This is a genomic window from Glycomyces halotolerans (assembly GCF_054779575.1).
In genome coordinates, this window is the sequence record NZ_BAAGXZ010000002.1 from 39,091 (window position 1) to 58,859 (window position 19,769).

Genomic DNA, 19,769 nt, shown 5'->3' on the forward strand with positions numbered 1-19,769 from the left:
GGTTGGGGGCATGAGCAACGGTTCGCCCTCCGAGACGTCCGCGGCGATCGACTTCGGCGAGGCGGTGGCCATGTTCCGCGAGCGAGCGGAAGCCGAGTCCGAACGCTACCGGCGCCAGGCCGAGCGATTGAGTTCGCCCGACGACGCGGTCATGCTCGACGTCGGCTGCGGCGCCGCGGGCATGGCGCTGGCGCTGGCCGAGTCGCATCCTCAGGCACGGGTGTTCGCCGTCGACTCCCATCCCGACATGGTCGAGCTGGCACGCCAACGCGCCGCCGAGACCGGTCTGGCCGTCGACACCGCCGTCGTCGACCTCAACGATCTCGGCGCCCTCGCCGACCTCATCCCGCAACCGGCCGACCTGGTCTGGGCCGGCGGCGTCATTCACCATGCCGCCGATCAGCAGGCGGTGCTGGACGACCTGTCGGGGATCCTCGCTCCCGGCGGGCGCCTGGCGCTCGGGGAGGGCGGGATCGCGCCGCGATACCTACCGTGGGACATCGGCATCGGCCGGCCGGGACTCGAGCTGCGGCTGGCCGAAGCCTGGTCGCGGCGCATGGAGGCCGAGAACGCCGCGCACAAGGCCACTCCGCTGCCGTACGGCTGGAACGTCGCTCTCGAGCGCGCCGGGTTGACGGAAGTCCGGGAGTTCAACGACGTCGTCGCACTGCCGGCTCCGCTGGAGGGCGAAGCGCTCGATTCGACGCTCAAGGCGCTGGCGGCCAGAGTCGCCTGGTTCCAGGACTTCTTGGACGGCGAGGACCAGTCGACGTGGGAGGCACTGCTCGATCCCGACAGTCCGCACTGGCTCGGTGCGCGCCGGGACCTCCACCACCTGGAGATTCGATCGACCTATGTGGGCGTCAAACGCTAGTCGTCGGCTTCGAGCGTGCCGGTCTCGGTCTCCAGCTGGAAGAGGCGGTCGAGCGCGGCCAGCCCGAAGACGTTGTCGAGTTCGTCGGCGCGGGCGAAGTCGCTGAGCAGGTCGAAGCCGTCGCTGACGCCGAGCCTGCCGAGGCGGTAGGCCGCTTCGATCCGGCCGTACCAGGCGAAGTTCGCGTCGACCGCGAGCGCCGAGTACGCCTCGATGCCGTTGTCGGGGCTGATTCCGTGGAGCGATTCGGCAGCGTCGATGCCGACGTTGTAATCCATGCTGGACTCGACGCCTTTGATGAGCCGCCACAGGACGTTCACCGCTTCGTGGGCGTTGTCGTCGGCGAGCTGCTCGGCGCAGATGATGCGCACGCGGGGGCTGACGAGCGGGGCCGCCGCCAAGTGCTGGAAGGCCAGCGCGGCGGAGGACCGGTTGACGCGGCGGAGCATGTTCGCGGCGCCGTGCCGCACGTATTCGCTCACCGAGTTGTCGGTGACCAGCCGCATCAGCGCGATGCCGGCCGGGCGCCTCGCGCAGTCGACCAGGGCGCTGGCGGCGTCGAGGCGGTACTGGTCGTCGACGGTGGTGTCGGTGGCGATCGCCTCGAGGGCGCGGGCGCCGTCCTCGGCGCTGAAGCGGCCCATGTGCTCGGCCGCTTCCAACCGCACCTCTATATCCACATCGGATGACCTTACGACGGGGAGGAGTCGTATCGCCATGTCGTGGCCGCCGAGGTCGACCAGGTCCTGGACGAGTTGGATGCGCAGGTCGGCCTCGATGCCTTCGTTCTTGATGCTGTCGACGAGGTTCCGCATGGCCCGTTCGCGCTGTTCGGGCGGGTGCGAGGAGCTTCGGCGCGCCACGTCGATCGTCTCGGAGATCTCGCCCATCTTGTCCTCGCGCCAGAACGAGGTCCGCGAGTCGGCGCCGCCGACGGCCCTGCGGCCGGAGTCTTCGCGGAGGCGGGCGAGTTCGCGGCGGCGGCACCAGCGGCCGGTGGCCCAGCCGGCGACCACGGCCGGGCACAGCAGGCCGTAGCCCCAGCCTCGGTGCAGGCCCAGGGCCTCCACGATCGGTATGGGGGCGAGCACACTGGAGAACCGCAGTGTCCACAGACCCAGAACTTGGACAGTCGCCATACGTTGAACCTCGGGAAATAGCCGGTTGTGTCGCTGCCTGAACTTCTCGGTACGGCTCTGCCAGTCGCTCCATCGGGTCGGCGCGTCGCAACGGAGTCGTATGCGGCCTGCGGTGTCAGTGCCGGGGTCATACATGTTAAACCCCAATACGAAGCCCCATCGCACAGGGTGTGCGACACACGGTAACCGTTCGCCAGTCGATGCGGGCCCGAGCTCGTCTTGGCGTACGACGGAGCGGCGGAGTCGCTGTACGATCGGTTACACCCCGGTGAAAGGCCTTCACCGCCACCCGTCCCCGCAAGAGCAGAGGCAGCAGAGAGCGATGACTTACCCGCCCCCCGGCGGCTACGACCCGCAGCAGTACCCGCCGGGTTCCCAGCCGCCCCCGCCGCCGAACGACCCGTATTCGCAGGGCTACCACAGCGCTCCGCAGCCTCCGCCCAATTACGAGTTCGGCCAGCCACCGCAGTACGGTCAGCAGCCGCCGAACATGACCCCGCCGGTCGGCGTCCAGCCGGGCTATCCGACCCAGCCCGGGCAGGTCATGCCGCCGCCGCTTCCCCCGGCCAAGCAGGGCGGCAACCTCGGCATCATCCTGGTCGTGATCGTCGGTCTCGTGGTGATCCTCGGTGTGGCCGCGGTCCTGCTGGTGCCGGGGATGCTCGACGACGAGTCGGGCCAGGCCGGTAGCACCACGAGCGAGACCAGCGAGGCCGAGCCCGAGGAGTCCGAGGCCGGCGAGCCGGAGGAGCCCACCGAGTCGGACGAGCCGGCCGACTCGGGCGGCGAGCCGGGGGCCTACGACGGCTGGGGCGAGCCGGTGAACGCCGACGACTACGACCCGAACACGCCCGAGGGCGTCGCGATCGACTGGGCGCTGGCCGCCGACTCCGGCGACATCGCCGCGATGGAGGGGCTGATGTGCTCGGAGCCGTCGGACATGCTCGAGTGGGAGGTCGACTACTACGAGGACACCGGCGCCACCGACTACGGCTGGCTGATCTGGGGCATGTCGCGCGAGGTCGACGGCCAGATCCAGGCGTGGGCGAACTGGACGTTCGACGACGCGGCGCCGAACGAGGACAACGCCGGCGTCTACTCGGCGTTGGTCATGGTCGATGAGGGCGGCGCCTGGAAAGCCTGCGACGTCGTCTACTTCTAGTCTCTTGTGGCTTCGCCGAGGCCGGGTGCCCGCCGATCGAGGCGCGGACCCGGCTTTTCGCTTCCCGCTCGAAGTTATCCACAGGCCGAAAATGAGTCGTTGACGCCGCGTGCCCGTTCAGTGACACTCGATGCATGCTGCAGATACCGACATACCGCACCGCACTGGCAGATCCGTCCCCTCAGGCCCACCAGGGGCTTCGCGGGCGCTTCGAGGCCGCATTCGAATCCGACTTCAGTGTCGTGGCCACCGGGCGCACCGCGGCCTGGATCCACGGCTTCGACGTACTGCCGCCGGGAGCGGACGAGCGCGGCTGGCCGCTCGAGTGCGCCGCCGACCTGCCGGAGAGCGACACGACCGTGATCGACGGGTTGCCGGTGACGCACCGGTCCCGCACCCTCGTGGACTGCGCGGCGGACCTGCCGCGCCTCGAGGCCGTGGCCGCCGCCGACCAGTTCCTGCGGGCCGGCGTCGACTCGCGCGGCTTGGCGGCCGCGCTCGAACGGCTGCACGGCGATCGGCTACGGCGCGCCAACGCCACCCTGCTGGCGGCCGACCCCAGGGCCGAATCGCCCATGGAGTCGTGGTCTCGCTGCCTGATCGCCGATGCGGGACTGCCGGGGCCGACCCCGCAGCTGCGCGTCCGCACGCACGGCCGGCGCCCGCGGTTCCTCGACCTCGGATGGAAGGGCTGGAAGGTCGGCGTCGAATACGACGGCATGGCCGTGCACACCGGCACCGCCGCCGAGAGCTCGGATCGAAGACGCCACCGCGTGCTCGGCGATCTGGGCTGGAAGGTGCTGGTGCTCAACGCGAGCGACGTGATGGAGGACCCGCGCCGCTGGCTGGCCGAGCTGCGCGAACTCCTGCTCGAGCGAGGGTGGGATCCGGACCTGGCCGAGCTCCACGACGTGGGAGCGAGGATCGACGCGGTAGCCGACGCGATGACACGCCGATGAGACCGGTCGCGACACGACCGCGCTCACCGCCGACGACCTCGATGGGGCGGGGAGGCGGAGGTCATGGCGGCGGGCAGGAAGGAGGGCGGAACAGCACAGTCGGGTTACGATCGGTCGAGCATTGTTCGAATCCCTGAGATCGGCCGCCGGGAGTACACGTGACGGAAGCGTCCTTCACCGGGTTCGCCCACCCCGCGCTCCCCACCGTCGAGGAGGTCCGAGCCTGGGCGCTCGACCCGCTCTCGGTCGCACCCGAGGGCCGCCAGTGGGACCTCACGCTCGCCACCGACGAGCTCGTCGACGCCTGGCTGGAACTGGCCGCCGACTCCACCTGCCCGAAACGCTCGTTCGCCCTGCACATCCTCTACATCTACTCGGGCGACGCGGTGCGCACCAAGTTCAGGGTGCACTCGCGCAAACGGGTCGACAGACTACTCGAGAAAGCACAAGAGACCGGCGACCAGTATGTTGGACTGTGGGCCGCGAACACCAAGGCGCTCATCCGCCAGCCGGACCTGTTCGACTACGACGAATGGTGCAACGGCGGGCTGGTGCGCCGTCCCCGGCGGCTCAGCCCCGGTTCGAACAGAAGGTAAACCGAAATGTCCACGCCCGACCCGACCATGCGGATCTCGAACGCCGAACGCGAGGCGATCATCGGCAGGCTGCACTCGGCCACCGAGGAGGGGCGGCTCGACCTGGACGAGTTCGCCGAGCGCTCCCGCGAGGTGTACGCGGCCAAGACCTACGGCGAGGTGGCCGGGCTCCTGGCCGATCTGCCCGACGACGAGACCGGCCGGCTGGCGGTGCCCGGCTCCGCGGCCGATGCCCGCCGCGCGGCACCGGCGCCCAGCGAGATGAGCCTGGCGCCCACCGCGTCGTCGATCCACCGCACCGGCGAGTGGCTGGTGCCGCGGCTGCTGAAGATCAACGGCAAGGCCAGCTCGCTGAAGCTCGACTTCACCAAGGCCGTCATCGGCACCCGCGAGGTGGACATCGACATCGACCTGAAGGCCAGCTCGCTGGAGCTGATCCTGCCGGACGAGGCCTACGCCGACGACAGCGTCGAGGTGATCGCCAGTGCGACGAAGAACAAGTGCGAGTACAAGGGCGTCAACGGTCTTCGCATCAACGTCACCGGTGCCGCCAAGGCCAGCTCGGTGAAGATCCGCTACCAATACCGCTTCCTGTGGTGGCGCTGGTAGTAATCACCGCAAATCGGCCGGACCGTACTGTCGGGCGGCTCGGGAGCGGGTCCACTTCGACTTGCGTGAGATCGCAATGTCACGGCCGCATAACAGTATCGGCGGAACGCCGAAATCTCCTTATATGAGGGTTTACACGGAGTCGGGCTCACAATAGGCTCGCTCTGGTGCGTCGCATCCTCACCCTCCGCGGCGCTCGTCCCCTTTGAGAGGAGCTCATCGAATGGGATCTCCGTCCCCCCGTATATTCCGACGGCACGCCAGAGGGCGTGCGAGAGCCGGAACCAGGGCCATCCTGGCGGCCGCGACCGTTCCGATAATGGTCGCCGGTCTCGCCACCGCCGCCGGACCGGCGGCGGCCGAGCCATCCTCGCTGCCTGAAGTCACTCCCGAGTACTACAAGGAAGCCCCGGCACAGGCCGTCGAGTACACCGACGGCTACTACATCGTCCAGCTCGACGACGAGCCGGTGGCCACCTACGACGGCGACCAGGCCGGCCTCGCCGCGACCGCGCCGACCGAGGGCGAGAGGATCGACTTCGACTCCCCCGAGGTCGAGAAGTACCGCGATCACCTGGCCGAGCAGCGCGACGAGGTCCTCGACGAGTTCGACCTCGAACCGGCCGCCGAGTACGACACCGTCCTGAACGGTTTCGCGACCGAATTGACCGCCGAAGAGGCCGAGGCGCTCGCGCAGAACGACCGTGTCGCCGCGGTCGAGCCCGACAAGATCTACCAGCTCGACACCGCCACCACCCCCGACTTCCTTGGCCTGGAAGGCAAGAAGGGCGCCTGGAAGCAGTACTTCGGCGACCCGGAGCGGGCCGGTGAAGGCGTCATCGTCGGTGTCCTCGACACCGGCATCTGGCCCGAGAACCCGTCCTTCTCGGCCCTGCCCGAACCGCGCCCCGACCAGGACGTCATCGACGCCAAGTGGAACGGTGAATGCGAGGAGGGCCAGGACGAGGACCCCGCGGGCAACATCACCTGCAACAACAAGCTGATCGGCGCCCGCTGGTTCGACGCCCGCGGCGTGTCGGCCGACGGTTACGCCTCCCCGCGTGACGGCAACGGCCACGGCACCCACACCGCCAGCACCGCCGCCGGCAACTACGAGTCCGAAGTGGTCATGGACGGCGAGGAGTTCGGCACCGTCTCGGGCATGGCCCCGGCCGCCCGCGTCGCCGCCTACAAGGTCTGCTGGGGCGGCTGCGCCGGCTCCGACCTCGTCGCCGGCATCAACGCGGCCGTCGCCGACGGCGTCGACGTCATCAACTTCTCCATCGGCTCGGTCGGCACCAACGAGTTCATCGACTCGGTCTCGATCGCGTTCTTCAACGCCGCCTCCGCCGGCGTGTTCGTCGCCTCCTCGGCCGGCAACAACGGCCCCGGTTCCACCGTGGACCACCAGGAGCCGTGGGTCACCACCGTCGCCGCTTCGACGCACGACATGACCTACCGCTCGGAGCTGACCTACGGCGGCACCACCATCGAGGTCGGCGCCATCAACGGCGCCATCGACTTCCCGGTCAAGACCGGCCTGGAGGCCGCCTTCGACGACGCCGATCCCGAAGCGGCCGTCGGATGCGACCCGGGCACGCTCGACCCGGCGAAGACCGAGGGCTTCGGCGTCCTGTGCCAGCGTGGCAACCTGTTCACCGACATGGCCAACGAGGTCGCCGCCGCCGGCGGTTTGGCATTGATCGTCCGCGACGCCGACGACCGCGGTCCGGCCTCGGTGGTCACCTCCCAGGCCGTGCCGACGATCCACGTCGCTTACAACGACGGACTGGCCCTGGCCGAATGGGTCGAGTCGACCGACGACCCGGCCGTCTCGGTGACCACCTCCGAGCGCCAGGAGCAGAACGCCCCCGAGATGGCCGCGTTCTCTTCGGCCGGTCCGGCCCTGGCCGCCGGCCAGAACCTGCTCAAGCCGGACGTCACCGCCCCGGGTGTCGAGATCCTCGCCGGTCTGACCCCGGAGCACAACCGCGGCAACGACTACGGCGCCTCTCAGGGCACCTCGATGTCGAGCCCGCACGTCGCCGGCCTGGCGGCGCTGCTGCTCAGCGAGAACCCCGAGTGGTCGCCCACGGCCGTCAAGTCGGCCATGATGACGACCGCCTACACCGAGGACGAGAACGGCGGCACCATCCAGCGCGGCGGCGAGGACGCCACTCCGTTCGACTTCGGTGCCGGCCACGTCGACGGCAAGTCGATGTTCGATCCCGGCCTGGTCTACGAGTCGGGTCCGGTCGACTGGATCCAGTACATGTGCGGCACCGCCGAGGCGTACAAGATCGCGTCGGCCTGCGAGGTCTACGGTTCGATGGAGCCCTCGCAGCTGAACTACCCGTCGATCACGGTCGCCGAGCTGACCGGCGTCTACACCGTCACCCGCACCGTCACGAACGTGTCGGACCGCACCGGCTTCTACAAGGCCAAGGTGAAGGACCCCGAGGGCACCGACGTCTCGGTCAGCCACCGGTACCTGCTCGTGCCGGCCGGCGGTTCGGCCACTTACACGGTCACCATCGAGCGCACTGACGGCACGTTCGACGAGTGGGCGTGGGGCGAGATCACCTGGAAGGAGATGGGCGGCTGGGGCAAGTCCAAGCACGAGGTCCGCTCCCCGATCGTGGTCAAGCCGACCCAGCTCGGCGTCGAGGACGAGGTCAACCTCGAGGGCGCCTCTGGTGAGACGACGCTGACGGGCACCGCCGGTTTCGACGGCGGCCTCACCGCCGGCGTGTCCGGCCTGGTGGCCTCCGAGGTCTCGACGGCGACGCTGACCGACCCGGACAGCTCTTCCTTCCCCGACGCCGACCCCGTCGAAGGCCCGCACACCAAGGCCTGGGAATTCGACACGCCGGCCGACGCCTCGCTGGTGCGGTTCTCGACGTTCGACGCCGACCACCCGGACGGCACCGACCTCGACATCTTCGTGTACCTGAAGAACGACGACGGCTCACTGAGCCTGGTCGGCTACTCGGCGACCGGCACCTCGAACGAGACGGTCACCCTGCCGGGCGGCTACACGTTCGTGGTCTTCGTCGACCTGTGGGGCGGCCCGCAGAGTGTGGACACGATGCTGCACAGCTGGACCGTGCCGAGCTCGGACGAGGGCAACCTCACCGTCTCGCCGGCCGAGCAGTCCGTGTCGCTGGGCGGATCGTTCGACCTGGACCTGGCCTGGACCGGTCTCGAAGCCGACTCCCGTTACCTGGGCACGGTCGACTTCGGTTCGAACGGCGAGTACATCGACTCGACCGTCGTGAGCGTCACGACCTGATAAGGAACTCCGCACAGGGGCCCGCCGCGATCCGCGGCGGGTCCCTTTTCGTTTCGCGTTCGCGGCGTGGCGGCACCTACCGGTGGCGCGGGCCGAGACCGACGCCGCTCCGCTGCCCCTGGCGACATCCCCGCCCGAGAAAACAGCACCGCGATCCTATAGGATATAGGAAATATCCTATAGGATCGCGGTGGGCGGTCGTCAGGCGTCGACTCTTTGCGGCTCCGGTTCGGATTCGCGGAGGTTGTCCGGCGGCGGGGCCACGAACTTGTAGCCGACCTGCCGCACCGTGCCGATCATCGACTCGTATTCGCTGCCGAGCTTGGCCCGCAGCCGCCGCACGTGCACGTCGACCGTGCGGGTGCCGCCGAAATAGTCGTAGCCCCAGACCTCCCGCAGCAGCTGCTCGCGGGTGAACACCCGGCCCGGGTGCTGGGCCAGGAAACGCAGCAGCTCGAACTCCTTGTACGTCAGGTCCAGCGGGCGGCCCTTGAGTTTCGCGGCGTACGTGTCCGGGTCGACGGTCAGGTCGCCGGCGCGGATCACGGCCGGACCCGAGGCGGCCGCCGCGTTCGGCTTGCCGGTCGCCAACCGCAGCCGGGCCTCGACCTCGGCCGGGCCGGAACTCGACAGCAGGAAATCGTCCACGCCCCAGTCGGCCTGCAGCGCGGCCAGACCCGCCTCGGTGACGATGCCGAACAGCGGAACGGTCAGTCCCGTCGCCTGCAGGACCCGGCAGGTGGCGCGGGCATCCGCGAGATCGGCGCGCGCGTCGACCATGACCGCATCAGGGCTGGGACCGCTCAGCAGGGCCCGAACGTCGCGGCCCGCATAGCGGGCGCGGTGGGGCAGCAGTTCGAGCGAGGGCAGAATCGACTCTGGTGACTCCGGTACCGGATTCGAAGTGAGGATCAGTATTTCCACAGCAGTCCTCCGCTGTTCTTGAGCACACGCGGCCTAGGCTTCCCGACTTCGGCGGCGGGCTGTATGTACAGACGGTAGGTGGAGTCTCGATCAGTGTATGCGGATGCTGAACAAAAGGCCAGCTTCACCCCACTGAAACCTCACCATGTGACAAAGCCGCTGTGAACGGACGGACCTTCCCCGGACGCGGGTCCGCTATACGGCGGTCTGGGAGACGCCGGGAGCGACACGCCCGGATCGATACCTCCCCGCCCGGCTGCGAAGGTGAACAGTTCACAGGCGGCTTGCCGTAGGCTGTCCATCGTGTCGTACAGCCGACCCGACGAGACTTGGGGCCACCAGCCGGCCGAGGCCGCGCCGCCTCCTGAGGACCCTGCGTGGGCAGCGGCGCAGCCGCCCGCCGAACCCGGCGGCGCCGATCGACCCCGCCGCGCCGCCGGCCGCAGCGAGCGGGCCGGAAGCCGCATCAGGCGCCTCATCCCCTCGACCGAGCCGAGCCCCTACCGCCAAGCCGGCGAAACGGACACCGGCGACGAAGACCACACCATGCCCCCGCCGACTCCGCACTGGCTGCACCGGCTCCCGCCCCTGGCGGTCACCGTCCTCGTCAGCGCGGGCCTCATCCTCGGCGCACCGCTGGAACGCCCGATCTACGCCGCCGGAATCGCGGTGCTCCAGCTCGCGATGCTCGTGACCGTCGTGTGGACCCGCCGCATCGCCGGCGCCTGGGTGCCCCTGGCCGTCGGCGCCGCGCTCGCGCTGGCCGTCGACTGGGTCGCCGTCACCTGGACCCCGGTCTCGCTGATGCCGATCACCATCCTGGTCGCCCTGGCGTTCCAGGGCGCGGCCTTCGCGCACCTGTTCCGCCGCGACCACGCCGGCGTCATCGAGAACCTCGGATTCACGATGCTGCTGTGCATCGCAGTGGCCGGATATGCCTCTTATATAGCGCTGTCGCGGCTGGGCGCGGCACCGCCCGCGATGTACTCGGCGGTCGTCGCCGCCGGGACGGCCATCCTCGCCGCCCGCGCCGTCGACGTCGTCATGCCCGACCCGCGCATCAACCGACAGGTGACCCGCGGCGCGTTCGGCATCGTCATCGGCACCATGTGCGGCACCGCCTCGGCGGCCTACGCCGGCCTGGTCATCGAGGGCCCCGAACCGCGCAACGCCGCCATCGGCGGTCTGCTCGTCGCCCTCACCGCCGTCCTGGTCGACCTGGCCTGCGGCTACGTGGCCGCCGCCCGCCGCATCGACGGCGACGGCACCGCCCCGCAGCCGGTGATCAACGTTGCCGGACCACTGTTCGCGTTCGCGCTCACCGGACCGGTCGTGTATCTGTTGAGTGCCTACTACATCATCGACTAACTGGAGACCCCTGTGGGCAAGTTCGTCCGCTACCTGCTCATCACCCTCGTCATCGTCGCAGCCGTGCTGGCCCTCGGCGACCGGGTCGCCAACGCCGTCGCCGAACGCCGCATCGCCACGGAGGTCGCCGAGACCGCCGCCGACCACGGCGCCTACTCCGACCAGCGCCCCGACGTCACCGTCCACGGCTGGCCGTTCGTCACCCAGGCCTGGTCCGGCGACTTCGAGCAGATCGACATCTCCCTGCGCGAGGTCGGCGCGAACGGACTGACCTTCCCCACCCTCGACCTCGTCGCGAACGACGTCGAGGCCGACTGGCGCGAGTTCATCGACGGCGAAGGCCGGGTCACCGCCGCCACGGTCGACGCCAGCGGCACGATCGCGCTGGAGGCGCTCTCGAACCTGGTCGACGACTTCGTCGACTTCGAAGTGAGCGTCGAGAGCGGCGGCACCGTGCGCATCGACGCCGTCGCCGAGGCATTCGGCCAAGAGGTCGCGATCACCGGCACCGGTCAGATCGAACTGGTCGACGGCGCCCTCCGCATCGACACCGAACGGTTCGAGCCCGCCGAAGGGGTCCTGCCCGAAGGCGGCCAGGAGCTGCTCGACCAGTACACCCAGCAGTTCAACACCACCTTCGACCTTCCCGAGCTGCCCTACGGCATCGAGCTGACCGAGATCCACTTCACCGAGAACTCGATGGAGGTGACCGGCTCGGCCCGTGACGTCGTGCTCACCTGAGGCGTACCGCATCGCGAGAGGGGTGTGGTCACGGGCCGGGATGTCTGCTAGCGTTCTGCCCATGCGCAAGCCGATGCTCACCAAGCGGCGCGCGATCGACTTCTGCAGGATCGCGACCACGCTCTGTCGAATGCCCTAGGCGACTGGCCCTCAGGGTAGTCGCCGCTATGCGGCCCGGCGTGCGCACATTAAGAGCAAGGCTTCAACTCATCTCCCACGGCATGTATCCGCCTGGATTCTCCCTGCTCGACGAGTTCCGAACCCGCGCACCGGCCCGCTCTCGAACTCAGTCAGACCAAGTGCAGCAATACCCACCTAGGGATCAGGAGAGAACGACCATGGCTCGTGAAGACGTGCTGGTAACCGCCGACTGGGCGGAAGAGAACCTCGACAGCCCGGGCGTGGTGTTCGTCGAAGTCGACGAGGACACCACCGCCTACGACTCCGGCCACATCAAGGGCGCGATCAAGATCGACTGGAAGGACGACCTCCAGGACCCGATCCGACGCGACTTCGTCAACCAGGAGCAGTTCTCCCAGCTGCTCAGCGAGCGCGGCATCAGCAACGACGACACCGTCGTCCTCTACGGCGGCAACAACAACTGGTTCGCCGCCTACGCCTACTGGTACTTCAAGCTCTACGGCCACGACAACGTCAAGCTCCTCGACGGCGGCCGCAAGAAGTGGGAGCTCGACGCCCGCCCGCTGACCACCGAGGTCCCCGAGCGCGAGCGCACCGACTACGTCGCCAAGCCGCAGGACCTGTCCATCCGCGCCCTCCGCGAAGAGGTCGTCGACGCCATCGGCGCCAAGAACCTCATCGACGTGCGCTCCCCCGACGAGTACGCCGGGCGACTGCTCGCCCCGGCGCACCTGCCGCAGGAGCAGAGCCAGCGCGCCGGCCACGTCCCGACCGCGCTGAGCGTGCCGTGGAGCAAGGCCGCCAACGAGGACGGCACCTTCAAGTCCAACGAAGAGCTGCGCGAGCTCTACGTCAAGGAGGCCGGCCTGGACGAGTCCAAGTCGACCATCGCGTACTGCCGCATCGGCGAGCGCTCGAGCCACACCTGGTTCGCGCTGCGCGAGCTGCTCGGCTACGAGGACGTGAAGAACTACGACGGCTCGTGGACCGAGTACGGCTCCCTGGTCGGCGTGCCGATCGCGCTCGGCGACGAGCCCGGCTCCAAGTAGACCGGCGACGGTTCAGAGAGGAAAACCCATGGCTGCAGATGGTTGCGGTGCGCCCGCCCAGGACACGGCCCTTCCGGCGTCGGTCGACCTGGAGAAGGAGACCGTGCTGACCGGCACGGTCGTCAATGACGAAGGCGAGCTCGTGCAGGGCGCTTATGTGCGCCTGCTGGACGGCTCCGGGGAGTTCACCGCCGAGGTGGTGACCGGCGAGGGCGGCCAGTTCCGTTTCTTCGCCGCCCCGGGCAAGTGGACGCTGCGGGCGCTGTCGCGCTTCGGCGACGCCACCGGCGAGGTCGAGGCCGTGCAGGGCCTCAACGAGACCAAGCTGTCCGTGAGCCGCTAGAGACCGACCGGGACGATTCAGCTCGCACCCAGTCAGGAAGGGGCGGGGCCGCTATGCGGCCCCGCCCTTTTCTTCCGCGGGTGTTCCAGAAGGCGGTCAGGCGTATTGGCCGACCTGGTAGTCGCCGCCGGGCAATCCGGAGATGACCGACAGGCGGTTGTAGGTGTTGATCACCGCGATGAGGGCGATCAAGGCGGCCATCTGGTCCTCGTCGAAGTGCTTGCGGGCCGCTTCGAAGGTCTCTTCGCTGACGCCGGTGCCGGCGTCGGCGATGCGGGTGCCCTCTTCGGTGAGGGCGAGCGCCGCCCGCTCGGCGTCTGAGAAGACGCCCGCGTCGCGCCACGCCGCGGTCAGGACGATCCGCTGGGTCGTCTCGCCTGCGGCGAGGGCCTCCTTGCTGTGCATGTCGGTGCAGAAGGCGCAGCCGTTGATCTGGCTGGCGCGGATCTTCACCAGCTCCTGGATCTCCTTCGGGAGCGTGGAGTCGGAGACGACCTTCCCGGCGGCGTTGAACCGGCGGTAGAACCGCTGACCGAACTCGTTGTCGTGGAGGTTGAGACGGGCTTCCATGGTGTTTCCTTTCAACGGTCGCCCGCGCCGGTGGAGCGCAGGCCGTGGAACTTGTGGGGGTTGCGGACGGCGTCGATGGTCGTAATGCGTCCCCCGCTCATCCCGAGGGTCATCACCGAGCACACGGCGCCGCCGGTGAAGAACACCACCGCCGGGGTGCCGTTGACGACGGTGGCGCGCATCGTCATGTCGTCGTATTTGACGAGCGTCCGGGCGATGAACCGGGCGACCTTGTCGGCGCCGAGGATCGGGTTGAGGGCGGCGCGGACGACGCCGCCGCCGTCGGCGGTCAAGACCGAGTCGGGTGCGAGCAGGCGCAACAGGCCGTCGACGTCGCCCGAGGTCGCGGCCGAGGCGAAGGCTTCGACGACGTCGCGGTGCTCCTTGGGGTCGACGTCGAAGCGGGGCCGGCGGGCCTCGACGTGCTCGCGGGCCCGGGAGGCGAGTTTGCGGCACGAGGCCGGGTTGCGTCCCAGGGCCTTGCCGATCTCCTCGAACGGGAGCCCGAACACGTCGTGGAGGACGAACGCGGCCCGCTCGGCCGGTCCGAGGGTCTCCAGGACCACGAGCATCGCCCACGACAGGGACTCGGACAGGCTCACCGTGTCCGCCGGGTCGGGCGCGGTCTCGACCGGCTCGGGCAGCCACGGCCCGACATAGGCCTCGCGGCGGGAGCGCGCCGAGCGCAGCACGTCGAGCGCGATCCGCGACGTGGTGGTGACCAGCCATCCGGTGAGGTCCTCGATCGCCTCCAGGTCGCTGCCCTGGAGCCTGATCCAGGCCTCCTGGACGGCGTCCTCGGCCTCGGCGAGCGTGCCGAGGAGCCCGTAGGCGACGCCGACGAGGCGGGGCCGCAGCTCCTCGAACACCGCGGCGGCCGCTTCGGCTTCCGACCCGACGTTCGGTTCGTTCATGTCAGTAGGACGAGACATGAGACCGAAGTGTGACAGCACCGCACCGATTGTGGTCGGCGTCTCTCAATTCGATAGGGCACACTGGGCGTCGTGTTCTCGAACGTGTCCCCCGCGTGGCGCCGCCGGCTGCGGATCATCGTGGCCGCCTGGGCGGTACTGCTGGTCACCGCCGCGTTCTTCGGCACGCGGGCGACGGTGCGCGAGCAGGCCGACGCCGCCGAAGGCCGGGAGGCGGCCGACGCGGCGGTGGGCGTGGCGGCCTCGGCGCTGGCCGGCGACGCCTTCGAGTTCCACGTAGGACCGCCGGCGGCGCTCACGTGCTCGCTCACGCCGGTGCGCGACGGCGTCGAGTACACGCGGACCTTCCTCATCGTCACCGACGAGCCCGAAGTGGCTTTCGCCCAAGCGGGCGCGGCGCTGGCCGACCACTTCGGGACCGAACGGCCCGAATCCGACGGCCACTGGCGCCACACCAGCGCCGCGTTCGTCAACGTGCGCCTCGACGTCGACACCGAAGCGCCCGCTGTGCGCGGCGCGTTCACGACCGGCTGCCGGCCCTCGGGAGCGGCCTTCGGCGCCGTAGTGCCGTCCGAGCGGCCCGGATGGATCACACTCGCCGAGGCCCACCCGGGCCTGGAGGCCGCCGGAGCCCGGATCGAGGCGTACGGGCGCATCGAGTGCGCCCGCGGCGGCACCGTCGAGACCTGGTGGTGGGACGCCGGAGCCGACGAGCCGATCCCCTCGACCAGGGACGAGTGCCGGTAGCGCTACTTGTCGATGTCGCCGACGACGAAGAACATCGAGCCGAGGATGGCGATCATGTCGGGAATGAGGCAGCCGGTCATGAGCGTCGTCAGCGCTTGGACGTTCGAGTACGACGCCGAGCGCAGCTTCAGCCGGTAGGGCGTCTTGTCCCCCTGGCTCACCAAGTAGTACCCGTTGACGCCCAAGGGGTTCTCGGTCCAGACATACGTTTCGCCGGCCTTGGGCTTGAAGATCTTGGGAAGCTTGACGTTCACCGGGCCGTCGAGGGCGGCGGCACGGTCGAGGCAGACGCGCGCGAGGTCGAGCGAGACCTGGACCTGCTCGAGCAGGCACATGAACCGGGCGTAGCAGTCGCCCTCCTCAAGCAGCACCACCGGCACGTCCAGTTCCCCGTAGGCCAGGTACGGCTCGTCCCGACGCAGATCGAAGTCGAGGCCGGAACCGCGGGCTACCGGCCCCGAGACACCGTAGGCCGCGGCGGTGGCCGCGTCGAGGACCCCGACGCCCTTGGTACGGGCCGCGAAGATCTCGTTGTGGCGCAGCATCTTGTCCATGCGGACCATCCCGCGCTCGGTCTCGTCGAGGGCCTGGCGGGCCCGGTCCTCCCAGCCCGCCGGGACGTCCTGTTTCAGACCGCCGACGCAGTTGTACATGTAGTGGATGCGCCCGCCGCTGGCCTCCTCGAAGACCGCCTGGAGGACCTCGCGTTCGGTGAAGGCGTAGAACATCGGGGTGATCGCGCCGATCTCGAGCGGATACGACCCCAGGAACATGAGGTGGTTGAGCACCCGGTTCATCTCGGCCAGGGCCATGCGCAGCCAGACGGCCCGCTCGGGCACCTCGATCTCGCCGAGCCGCTCGGCGGCCAGTGCCACTCCGAGCTCGGACGAGAACGCCGAGAGCCAGTCGTGGCGATTGGCAAGGAGCATGATCTGCCGGTAGTCGCGCACCTCGTAGAGCTTCTCGGCGCCGCGGTGCATGTAGCCGACGATCGGCTCGCACTCGGTGACGCGCTCGCCGTCCAGGCGCAGGCGCAGGCGCAGCACGCCGTGGGTCGAGGGGTGCTGGGGCCCGATGTTGAGCACCATGTCGGTGGACTCGGTGCCCGAGCCGACACCGACGACGACTTCTTCCCTTGCGCTCATGGGGTTCATGGTCGCAGGTCCGGACGCGGGAGGGAAGTCCTCTGCGGCATGTTGCCCTGGCCTGGCATCCTTGATATCGCAACCTATGTTGGAGGTGGCCGAATGGATCGCGATCAGATGCGCGCCTCGGAGTCGGATCGGCAGCTGGTGTTGGACCAGCTGCGCCAGGCGGTCGAGGACGGGCGCCTCGACGTGGCCGAGTACCAGCAGCGCATCGACGCGGCGATGGGCGCGAAGGTCTATTCGGAGCTGGACGTGCTGCTGGCCGATCTGAAGCGGCTGCCGCCGCCCGGATACCAGACCGTGTTCCAGGACGCGCAGTTCTCGCAGCCGACGACGCCGGTGAATCCGACGAGCATCTCGAAGGTGAACCAGCACTTGCGCGAGGAGATGGTGCGGCGGCCGAGCCGCTGGCGCCTCGCCGGCGCGGCCGCCTTGATCGCGGCGGCGGTCGCGGTGGTGCTCATCGTGATCTGGCCCGAACTGCTGCTCTACATCGCGATCACGATCCTGGTGGTGCTGATCCTCTTCGTCCTGGGCGCCGTACTGGGACTGTTCTAAGCGGCGTCGCCGTCACCCACGGCCGCAAGACACTTCGCTCCCGGCGGCGCGAACGCCCAGGCGGTCCATGTCAGGGCGACCGAGCGGGCTCTGCCGGGATCAGGACATCAGCTGGTCGAAGACCAAGGGCCACCATGCGTCGTCCTGGAACGCGTTCGGGTCGATGCGCTGGAGCGTCGCCCGCAGCTCGGCGGCCCGCTCGGCTCGGCCGGCTTTGCCCTCGTCGCCCTCCACGAACAGCGCGAAGTGGTACAGGAACTCGACGAAGCAGCGGAAGTTCGAGTTCACGCCCTGGATGTCATGCTCGACCAGATCGAACTGGACGATCTCCCCGGTCTTGGGGTCGAGGGCGTAGAGAAGATTCGGGTTGTCCTGGACTGCTCCGACCACGATGAGCAGGATATCGAGTTTGCCGTCATCGGTGGTCAACTGGATCGGATCATAGGCTTCGAGGTCGCCTTCGAGGAAGGTGGTATAGACCACCTCCACTTCCATGGGAACCTCATCGCCGTCCGGAAGCGCGTCGGCCGGAAACCCGAGTTCGAGCCACGCCTCCTTCGGATACGGGACCATGCGGTCTTCGCCCCAGAGCGATCGATACTTCGGTGAAGCGGCCATCTCACTTCCTCAGCAGTCGGGTGCGCGGCACTACCGTCAATCGGACAGGCCCGCCCGTCGCAGCAGCGTCAACCACGAGTCGTCGGGATCTGCGTCTTCTTCCGGAGCGACATACCGTCGGTAGTTTTCGCCGAACAGATGATCGGTGAAGAACTCGACCGGATCCGGTATGAAGAGCCGCTTCTCCACAGGCTCCCCGCTCTCCTCGAAGTACATGAAATCGTCATCGGAGTAGACGCTCACCGCCCCGGTCGACCGGGAGAGCGTCACCAGGTCCGAGGACGTCATGGTTCCAATACCCACCTCGTCGCGAAGGGCCTGTTCGGACGGACTGTCGCCGATCTGAGCCTGAAACGCGTTCTGCGCGTCCTGAAATCCGGAGATCTCCATCAACGGAAAGGCCTCGCAGCCGTCGAAGACGGAATAGAGCTCGAGGACTCTATCGGGAATCCCGGAAACGGACTCGCGAGGCGAGCCGACTCCGACCACCGGCGGGAGACCGTCCCACTCGACGGCGTCGACCGTGTCCCGAGCGAGGGCGATGCGTCGCCGAAGCTCGTCGAGCACGTCCGTCACCTCACGATCCTCACGATAACCGGGGTCCCCTCCGCGACTTTGGCGTCTTCCAGCGCCTGGTAGATGTCCCTGCCTATCTTACGGTTGGTGTGCGCATCCATCCACCGGAGGTTCGATACGTCGTCAGGTCCGCCGAGCTGCAGTTCGTGCACATGATCGGGATCTCGCAGCTGCCCCTTCTCCGTGACCGATTTGGGCCGCCACTTTCCATCCGGCCCTTTCTCGCTGCCTTTGAACTGCTCGATGATCTGTTTGAGCTTCGGGTTGTTCTTGTGCTTCTCGGCCAGATTCTTGATCATCCGGGAGCGGTGCTTCTTGGTGATGTCGGGATCGCGGATGCTCTTGGTGTCCAAGGTCCGCTTGAGCTTGCCCTGCTGCCCGAGTCGGACGAGGTCCTTCGCCTTGCGGTTGAAGTCCTTCTTCTTCATGTCCGGCGTGTACTTCAGCTCGAGTACGACGGGCTTCTTGCCGCCGCCCTTCGCGGTCCGGAACGCCTTGACATCGTCCAGCGTGGCGGCCACGACTCGTGCGCACCTGCCGTTGAATCCCTTTCGCGGAGGGTTGACCCGGGTTCTAGCCATTGAGCACCGTCTCGATCGCGATGCCGATGAGCTGGTCGACGATGATGCCTGTGATGATCTTGAAGATCGGGATCTGCGCCAGCGAGGCGCCGAAGGTCACCGCGGCGGTCGCGATGGCCTGGGCTATCTGGAAGGCGAGGATCGCCAGCTGCACGATCACTTGGATCTTCAGCGCCATCACCACACCGGAGGCGACCATCATGCCGATGCTGATGAGGTTCGAGGGGTCGGCGACGTCGAGGATGTTGCGCGCCGCTCCTTCCAAGTCCTCCCATTCGGACTGGAAGGCGTCCACCTCCGCACCGGAGTTGTCCTGCAGCACCGTCTGCGCCGCGCTGTTGAGCGCTTCGACCTTGGAGCCGATCTGGTCGGCCATACCGGTCCATTCCCCGGCCAGGTTGAAGATCGACTCTTCGTCGGACTCGGGCCAGTCGTATCCGAGCATGCCCAGCAGGTACGCCAGCTCCGAGGGGAGATCGATGTACGCCATCGCGTGCCTTTCGTTCCGGGGCCGCTCAGGATTCGAGCTCGGCCAACAGCTGCTCGAAGATCTTGGCCGCCTCGTCGTCCGAGGTCTGGTGGTTGTCGGCCATCTCGCGCAGGCAGGCCGCATAGTCCTCGAGCTCGTCGATGTTCGTGCCGAGGCACTCGCTGAGCGCGTCCGCGCAGGCCTGGTGGGCGATGCCCAGGAGCATCCCGATCTCGTCGCCGCCGAATGCGTCGGCGAACTGTTCCAACGCACCCATGAACTGGTCGTAGAGGGCTCGGACCTCCTCCTTGGCCGCGTCCATCTGGTCGGCGGCCCCTCGCATGCTCTCGGGGTCGATGTCGAAGCCGGCCAC

The 19,769-nt window shown here is 68.4% G+C and carries 22 protein-coding genes; 12 read left to right on the top strand and 10 right to left on the bottom strand.

What is annotated here, in order from left to right; genetic code table 11:
- Positions 1 to 10: 10 nt before the first annotated feature.
- Positions 11 to 874, top strand: a complete 864-nt coding sequence (locus tag ACYVL2_RS02030) for a class I SAM-dependent methyltransferase (RefSeq protein WP_460539679.1) — start codon at positions 11 to 13, stop codon at positions 872 to 874.
- On the opposite strand, the gene ACYVL2_RS02035 is transcribed toward ACYVL2_RS02030, so the two are convergent.
- Entirely contained in the window at positions 871 to 2,013 is a 1,143-nt protein-coding gene (locus ACYVL2_RS02035) for a HEAT repeat domain-containing protein (RefSeq protein WP_460539681.1), read from the bottom strand. The two genes, ACYVL2_RS02030 and ACYVL2_RS02035, sit on opposite strands and share 4 nt — an antisense overlap.
- Positions 2,014 to 2,335: 322 nt before the next feature.
- Between ACYVL2_RS02035 and ACYVL2_RS02040 the strand changes: the two genes are divergently transcribed.
- The 5 genes from ACYVL2_RS02040 (at position 2,336) to ACYVL2_RS02060 (ending at position 8,631) form a co-directional block, all read left to right on the top strand.
- Positions 2,336 to 3,175 (top strand): hypothetical protein, encoded by an 840-nt coding sequence (locus ACYVL2_RS02040; RefSeq protein WP_460539682.1) that lies wholly within the window; start codon positions 2,336 to 2,338, stop codon positions 3,173 to 3,175.
- A gap of 134 nt (positions 3,176 to 3,309) precedes the next feature.
- Positions 3,310 to 4,134, top strand: coding sequence for an endonuclease domain-containing protein (locus ACYVL2_RS02045; protein ID WP_460539684.1), 825 nt, complete (start codon positions 3,310 to 3,312; stop codon positions 4,132 to 4,134).
- 158 nt (positions 4,135 to 4,292) lie between these two features.
- Positions 4,293 to 4,730 (top strand): hypothetical protein, encoded by a 438-nt coding sequence (locus tag ACYVL2_RS02050; protein ID WP_460539686.1) that lies wholly within the window; start codon positions 4,293 to 4,295, stop codon positions 4,728 to 4,730.
- A gap of 6 nt (positions 4,731 to 4,736) precedes the next feature.
- Positions 4,737 to 5,339, top strand: coding sequence for a DUF1707 SHOCT-like domain-containing protein (locus ACYVL2_RS02055; protein ID WP_460539688.1), 603 nt, complete (start codon positions 4,737 to 4,739; stop codon positions 5,337 to 5,339).
- A gap of 319 nt (positions 5,340 to 5,658) precedes the next feature.
- A complete protein-coding gene (locus ACYVL2_RS02060) occupies positions 5,659 to 8,631 on the top strand; it encodes a S8 family peptidase (RefSeq protein WP_460539690.1) in 2,973 nt (990 codons plus the stop codon).
- A gap of 201 nt (positions 8,632 to 8,832) precedes the next feature.
- Here the strand turns inward: ACYVL2_RS02060 and ACYVL2_RS02065 are convergent, their stop codons facing one another.
- Positions 8,833 to 9,555, bottom strand: coding sequence for a winged helix-turn-helix domain-containing protein (locus ACYVL2_RS02065; RefSeq protein ID WP_460539692.1), 723 nt, complete (start codon positions 9,553 to 9,555; stop codon positions 8,833 to 8,835).
- A gap of 303 nt (positions 9,556 to 9,858) precedes the next feature.
- Here ACYVL2_RS02065 and ACYVL2_RS02070 point away from each other — a divergent pair, with 303 nt between their 5' ends.
- The 4 genes from ACYVL2_RS02070 to ACYVL2_RS02085 all read left to right on the top strand — a co-directional run bounded on the left by ACYVL2_RS02070 (position 9,859) and on the right by ACYVL2_RS02085 (position 13,197).
- A complete protein-coding gene (locus ACYVL2_RS02070) occupies positions 9,859 to 10,923 on the top strand; it encodes a hypothetical protein (RefSeq protein WP_460539694.1) in 1,065 nt (354 codons plus the stop codon).
- A 12-nt stretch (positions 10,924 to 10,935) separates the two neighbouring features.
- Entirely contained in the window at positions 10,936 to 11,664 is a 729-nt protein-coding gene (locus tag ACYVL2_RS02075) for an LmeA family phospholipid-binding protein (protein WP_460539696.1), read from the top strand.
- A 338-nt stretch (positions 11,665 to 12,002) separates the two neighbouring features.
- A complete protein-coding gene (locus ACYVL2_RS02080) occupies positions 12,003 to 12,854 on the top strand; it encodes a sulfurtransferase (RefSeq protein WP_460539698.1) in 852 nt (283 codons plus the stop codon).
- A gap of 28 nt (positions 12,855 to 12,882) precedes the next feature.
- Positions 12,883 to 13,197, top strand: coding sequence for a DUF1416 domain-containing protein (locus ACYVL2_RS02085; RefSeq protein ID WP_460539700.1), 315 nt, complete (start codon positions 12,883 to 12,885; stop codon positions 13,195 to 13,197).
- Between the two features lie 96 nt (positions 13,198 to 13,293).
- Here ACYVL2_RS02085 and ACYVL2_RS02090 read toward each other — a convergent pair whose 3' ends face one another.
- A complete protein-coding gene (locus tag ACYVL2_RS02090; protein WP_460539702.1) occupies positions 13,294 to 13,767 on the bottom strand; it encodes a carboxymuconolactone decarboxylase family protein in 474 nt (157 codons plus the stop codon).
- Between the two features lie 11 nt (positions 13,768 to 13,778).
- On the bottom strand, positions 13,779 to 14,681 hold the full coding sequence (gene sigJ, locus ACYVL2_RS02095) for an RNA polymerase sigma factor SigJ (protein ID WP_460539704.1): 903 nt from the start codon (positions 14,679 to 14,681) through the stop codon (positions 13,779 to 13,781).
- Positions 14,682 to 14,771: 90 nt separating this feature from the next.
- Between sigJ and ACYVL2_RS02100 the strand changes: the two genes are divergently transcribed.
- The gene (locus ACYVL2_RS02100) at positions 14,772 to 15,446 is read left to right on the top strand and encodes a hypothetical protein (protein ID WP_460539705.1); all 675 of its coding nucleotides are present in this window, start codon (positions 14,772 to 14,774) and stop codon (positions 15,444 to 15,446) included.
- A 2-nt stretch (positions 15,447 to 15,448) separates the two neighbouring features.
- Here ACYVL2_RS02100 and ACYVL2_RS02105 read toward each other — a convergent pair whose 3' ends face one another.
- Positions 15,449 to 16,591 carry an NADH-quinone oxidoreductase subunit D gene (locus tag ACYVL2_RS02105; protein ID WP_460539707.1) on the bottom strand — a complete coding sequence of 381 codons (1,143 nt, stop codon included), beginning with the start codon at positions 16,589 to 16,591 and terminating at the stop codon, positions 15,449 to 15,451.
- 102 nt (positions 16,592 to 16,693) lie between these two features.
- Here ACYVL2_RS02105 and ACYVL2_RS02110 point away from each other — a divergent pair, with 102 nt between their 5' ends.
- Entirely contained in the window at positions 16,694 to 17,152 is a 459-nt protein-coding gene (locus tag ACYVL2_RS02110; RefSeq protein ID WP_460539709.1) for a DUF1707 SHOCT-like domain-containing protein, read from the top strand.
- Between the two features lie 99 nt (positions 17,153 to 17,251).
- Here ACYVL2_RS02110 and ACYVL2_RS02115 read toward each other — a convergent pair whose 3' ends face one another.
- Genes ACYVL2_RS02115 through ACYVL2_RS02135 form a run of 5 tightly spaced genes read right to left on the bottom strand, consistent with a single transcriptional unit; the run spans position 17,252 to position 19,769 of the window.
- A complete protein-coding gene (locus tag ACYVL2_RS02115; RefSeq protein WP_460539711.1) occupies positions 17,252 to 17,770 on the bottom strand; it encodes an SUKH-4 family immunity protein in 519 nt (172 codons plus the stop codon).
- 36 nt (positions 17,771 to 17,806) lie between these two features.
- Positions 17,807 to 18,346 carry a hypothetical protein gene (locus ACYVL2_RS02120; RefSeq protein ID WP_460539713.1) on the bottom strand — a complete coding sequence of 180 codons (540 nt, stop codon included), beginning with the start codon at positions 18,344 to 18,346 and terminating at the stop codon, positions 17,807 to 17,809.
- Complete coding sequence (locus ACYVL2_RS02125) at positions 18,343 to 18,867, bottom strand: hypothetical protein (protein ID WP_460539715.1); 525 nt, start codon at positions 18,865 to 18,867, stop codon at positions 18,343 to 18,345. The genes ACYVL2_RS02120 and ACYVL2_RS02125 overlap by 4 nt, the downstream gene beginning before the upstream one ends.
- Positions 18,868 to 18,919: 52 nt before the next feature.
- Positions 18,920 to 19,417 (bottom strand): WXG100 family type VII secretion target, encoded by a 498-nt coding sequence (locus tag ACYVL2_RS02130; RefSeq protein WP_460539717.1) that lies wholly within the window; start codon positions 19,415 to 19,417, stop codon positions 18,920 to 18,922.
- A gap of 25 nt (positions 19,418 to 19,442) precedes the next feature.
- Positions 19,443 to 19,769 (bottom strand): WXG100 family type VII secretion target, encoded by a 327-nt coding sequence (locus ACYVL2_RS02135; RefSeq protein WP_460539719.1) that lies wholly within the window; start codon positions 19,767 to 19,769, stop codon positions 19,443 to 19,445.

Bases quoted from the DNA above. Each gene is read 5' to 3' on its own strand.
- ACYVL2_RS02030 (WP_460539679.1), top strand. From the start codon at position 11: ATGAGCAACGGTTCGCCCTCCGAGACGTCCGCGGCGATCGACTTCGGC.
- ACYVL2_RS02035 (WP_460539681.1), bottom strand. From the start codon at position 2,013: ATGGCGACTGTCCAAGTTCTGGGTCTGTGGACACTGCGGTTCTCCAGT.
- ACYVL2_RS02040 (WP_460539682.1), top strand. From the start codon at position 2,336: ATGACTTACCCGCCCCCCGGCGGCTACGACCCGCAGCAGTACCCGCCG.
- ACYVL2_RS02045 (WP_460539684.1), top strand. From the start codon at position 3,310: ATGCTGCAGATACCGACATACCGCACCGCACTGGCAGATCCGTCCCCT.
- ACYVL2_RS02055 (WP_460539688.1), top strand. From the start codon at position 4,737: ATGTCCACGCCCGACCCGACCATGCGGATCTCGAACGCCGAACGCGAG.
- ACYVL2_RS02060 (WP_460539690.1), top strand. From the start codon at position 5,659: ATGGTCGCCGGTCTCGCCACCGCCGCCGGACCGGCGGCGGCCGAGCCA.
- ACYVL2_RS02080 (WP_460539698.1), top strand. From the start codon at position 12,003: ATGGCTCGTGAAGACGTGCTGGTAACCGCCGACTGGGCGGAAGAGAAC.
- ACYVL2_RS02085 (WP_460539700.1), top strand. From the start codon at position 12,883: ATGGCTGCAGATGGTTGCGGTGCGCCCGCCCAGGACACGGCCCTTCCG.
- ACYVL2_RS02090 (WP_460539702.1), bottom strand. From the start codon at position 13,767: ATGGAAGCCCGTCTCAACCTCCACGACAACGAGTTCGGTCAGCGGTTC.
- sigJ (WP_460539704.1), bottom strand. From the start codon at position 14,681: ATGAACGAACCGAACGTCGGGTCGGAAGCCGAAGCGGCCGCCGCGGTG.
- ACYVL2_RS02105 (WP_460539707.1), bottom strand. From the start codon at position 16,591: ATGAGCGCAAGGGAAGAAGTCGTCGTCGGTGTCGGCTCGGGCACCGAG.
- ACYVL2_RS02110 (WP_460539709.1), top strand. From the start codon at position 16,694: ATGGATCGCGATCAGATGCGCGCCTCGGAGTCGGATCGGCAGCTGGTG.
- ACYVL2_RS02115 (WP_460539711.1), bottom strand. From the start codon at position 17,770: ATGGCCGCTTCACCGAAGTATCGATCGCTCTGGGGCGAAGACCGCATG.
- ACYVL2_RS02130 (WP_460539717.1), bottom strand. From the start codon at position 19,417: ATGGCGTACATCGATCTCCCCTCGGAGCTGGCGTACCTGCTGGGCATG.